We start from the raw sequence: 3,663 nt of genomic DNA, 5'->3' as shown, positions 1-3,663 counted from the left end.
GTCAGAACGCAAGAACGCGAGAAGACTCCCGCCCGGCGTTTGTTGTCAGGAAACCGGATAGGCAATGATCGAGCAGAAGTTTGTTGAACTAATCGCAGAGGAAGTGGGCGCGCGCCCGGAACAGATTGCGGCGGCGGTTCAGTTGCTGGATCGCGGGGCCACGGTGCCGTTTGTCGCGCACTACCGCAAAGACGTTACGGGCAACCTGGATGAGCACGCGCTGTCGCGGATCGAAGAGCGCAACGTGGAATACACGGCGCTGATGAACCGCCGCAACGCCATCCTGCAGAACATCGAGAAGCTGCAGCCCGTAACGGATGACCTGCGCGAACGTATCATGGCGTGTCACAGCGCCCGGGTGCTGGAAGACCTGTACCTGCCGTACCGCAGACGGCGCAGGACACGTGCCAGCGTGGCCATCGAACAGCGGCTGGGCCCTCTTGCTGATTATGTCTGGGCGCAGGAACTCGGCATGCAGAGCGTCGAATCCTTCGCGAGCCAGTTCATCGACCCGTCGAAGTCCATCAGTTCGGCTGAAGAGGCCTTGGACGGCGCGCGCGCCATCCTGACGGAAAAGATCGCCCAGGACGCGGAGACGCGCGTTTTCGTGCGCGACTATATGCTCCGCGAAGGGAAAATGACGACCGCGGCGACGAAGAACGCAGCCGGGCAGAAGACGAAATTCGAAGCGTTCTACCATTTCTCGGAACCACTGATGAGCATTCCGTCGCACCGGCTGCTGGCGGCCTTTCGCGGCGTGAAGCTGGGTTATCTGCGTCTCGACCTGGCGGTGGACGACGAAAGACTGCTCGAAGCGCTGCTGGGACGATTCCTCAAAATCACGGGCACGCCTTTCGAGGAGCACATCCGCAGCGCCACGGAAGACGCTTACCGCCGTTATCTGCGCCCCGAGTTGGAGAAGGAAATCCTGGAGTGGTCGCGCGAGCAGGCGGAAGAAGACACCCTGCGCGTATTTCAGGAGAATGCGCGGAACCTGCTGCTTGCGCCGCCCGCGGGGCCGATTCCCGTGATCGGCATCGAGCCGGATGCGCAAGGCGCTGTCGTGGCCGTGGCCGTCGATGAAGCCGGTGCATTTCAGGAACAGGCGGTCCTGCATCTTCAGGCCGAGCCGGACGCCGCGGCAGACGCGTTGCTTGCCATGATGGAGAAATATGGCATTCGCGCGGTGGCCGTGGGCAACGCGCCCGCGGCACGCGATACGATGCGGTTTGTGGACGGCTTGCTCAAGCGGGACCGGCAGCGGCGGGCGTTCGCGGTGTACGTGAGCGAATCGGGCGCCGCAGTCTATGCCGCGTCGAAGCTGGCGCGGGAGGAATTCCCGCAACTGGAGACAGCCGGCAGGGCCGCGGTTTCCGTGGCGCGGCGGCTCCAGGACCCGTTGAGCGAACTGGTGAAGATCGAGCCGCGCAATATCGGCGTGGGCCAGTACCAGCATGAGATTTCGCAACGGCGGCTGCGCGATGGCTTGTCGCGGACGCTCGTGTCGTGCGTGAACCGCGTCGGCGCAAACGTCAACACGGCGTCGGTTCACGAATTGCGCTACGTCAGCGGCATACAGATGGGCACCGCGCAGAATATTGTGGCGCACCGTGAAAAGATCGGCGGATTCAAGAACCGGACGCAGTTGCTGGAAGTCGATGGTATCGGCCCGAAGACCTTCGAGCAGTGCGCGGGGTTCTTGCGCATCCGCGACGGCGAGCAGCCGCTGGATGCGACCGCCATTCATCCCGAGGCCTATCCGGTTGTCGAAAAAATTGCGCAGAGCCTTGGCGTGGAGGTGGCCGCGCTCATTGGAAATCGGGAAGTTCTGGAGACGCTGGACCTCGCGCCTTTCTCCGTAGACGTGGTCGGACCGATAGCTCTGGCCGATATCCGGGTCGCGCTGATGCGGCCGGGGCGCGACCCGCGCCGCCGGTTCCGTCCGCCGCACTTCATCGAGAACGTCTATTCCGTCGAGGATTTGCAGGAGGGAATGGAGGCTGAGGGGATTGTAACGAACGTGACCGATTTCGGCGCGTTCGTCGACATCGGCATTCAGCAGGACGGGCTGGTGCACCTGTCCGAGTTGGCCAACCGCTTTGTCCGCGACCCGCGGCAGGTAGTGAAGGTCGGCGACATCGTGCGGGTGAAAGTCATCAAGGTTGACCGCGACCAGCCGCGCATTTCGTTGTCGATTCGGGCCGCGGCCGCGCCGCCGCGGCACAAGCGGCCAGCGCGGCGGGACCGGCCGCCTGAAACAGCGGCGGCCGCCCCTGCGCAGGAAGGCGCTCCGGCCCAGCGCGAGGCCGCGCCACGACGAAGACGGGAACGGGAGCCGCAGCAGGAACGCGGGGAAGAACGCCGGCCTGAACGGCCCAGAGAAGGCCGGGAAGGCGGGCGCGGGCGCGCCGCGCCGCCGCGGCGGGACCGGCGGCCGCGCGGTGACCGGCAGGACGGTTACGAAGCGCGCCGGATGGGCACGAAACAGGGCGCGCCGACGGAAGTCAAGTACAGCGACGGCCCGGACCGGGGGCTCAATACACTGTTGGCGGAGCAGCTAGCCGAATTGAAGAAGAAGATGGGCGCTTCCTGAGCAGGCGCGGTCTTGCGGCATTACGCACCGTTCATGCCTCTTCGGACGAGGCGAGGTCTGGCGGTTCCGTTTCTGCTTGGCGCTGCAGCACTTCGCGCGCAATAGCGGCGTCTTCCTCCCGGACCAGCACGTGTATCTCGCCGAGACCGTCTGTTGTCAACGGCAATATGGTGTGGGGGATTTCTGAGTTGGCGCGGGCTTCAATTTCGTGGGCGCGGAGAAGGCCGATCACGATTTCCGCTTCCGCATCGTTCCAGCAGGTGTGCACAGAGACCATCGGACGTCCATCAGCATCGAAAATCATTTCACGCACCTTCCTGACCTTGCCCTGCGGTCTCCGCCGGGGCGGTTCCGTTTTTCTTGAAGACAAAGATATGGCCGACGGCAAGCGGCCAGCGCGTTCCCGCCATGCGCCATCCGGCCCGGTTGACGCGTTCCAGTGCCGCCTGCGCGAGACGCGTCCAGCCGGTGTCGCGTTGTTGGGGCGCGATGCTCACCGAAAGCAGCGTAAACCCGTGGCGGGCCAGCAGCGCGCGCATGCCGCTAATCGAGAACAGGACCGTGTGCCATGGCGGACACAGGACATGATGCAATTGCGGCAAAGGCAGGCGCCGGATGCCCAGACGCACGACTGTCGCTGCGAACGTGGGAAACAGCGCCGTGGGTTGCAGGCTGATTAGCAGCCCGCCGGGCCGAAGCAGCGTCCGTGCGGCTTGCAGACACGCATCGTGCGCCACCAGATGTTCGAAGACGGAAGAAAAGGTGAGGGCGGCGTACCGTTGGCGCGCTTCGAGGTTTTCCAACTCGCATTCGTGGACGAGATGCCCCTGCGAGACGCAGTACGCCCGCATTTCGCGGGAAGGCTCAACGCCTTCGCAATCAATGCCGCGTTCGCGCATCTGGTCAAGCACCGTTCCCCAGCCCGCCCCGACGTCCAGCACCTTGCCGCGAACGTTGTGGGCCAGCAACGCGTCGACGACCGCTTGAGACTGTCCGCGCACGGCTTCGTTGCGCCGATTCGCCCCCATCTGCCAGTGGTCGGCCCGCGCGTACTCCTCCGCGTAGGCGCG

Annotated in this window: 3 protein-coding genes; 1 reads left to right on the top strand and 2 read right to left on the bottom strand. The window is 64.6% G+C overall.

Going from position 1 to position 3,663, the window contains the following annotated elements; translation table 11 throughout:
• Positions 1-64 precede the first annotated feature (64 nt).
• On the top strand, positions 65-2,593 hold the full coding sequence (locus KA184_18845; GenBank protein MBP8131642.1) for a helix-hairpin-helix domain-containing protein: 2,529 nt from the start codon (positions 65-67) through the stop codon (positions 2,591-2,593).
• A 31-nt stretch (positions 2,594-2,624) separates the two neighbouring features.
• Here KA184_18845 and KA184_18840 read toward each other — a convergent pair whose 3' ends face one another.
• Both KA184_18840 and KA184_18835 read right to left on the bottom strand, forming a co-directional pair.
• Positions 2,625-2,897 carry a DUF2007 domain-containing protein gene (locus KA184_18840; protein ID MBP8131641.1) on the bottom strand — a complete coding sequence of 91 codons (273 nt, stop codon included), beginning with the start codon at positions 2,895-2,897 and terminating at the stop codon, positions 2,625-2,627.
• A gap of 1 nt (position 2,898) precedes the next feature.
• Positions 2,899-3,663: class I SAM-dependent methyltransferase (locus KA184_18835; GenBank protein ID MBP8131640.1), on the bottom strand; the 765-nt coding region annotated here is incomplete at its 5' end.

The sequence above is a fragment of the Candidatus Hydrogenedentota bacterium genome, from assembly GCA_018005585.1.
Classification (GTDB): domain Bacteria; phylum Hydrogenedentota; class Hydrogenedentia; order Hydrogenedentales; family JAGMZX01; genus JAGMZX01.
The sequence above is the reverse complement of the archived record's forward strand: the minus strand, read 5'-3'. Positions and strand labels throughout refer to the sequence as shown.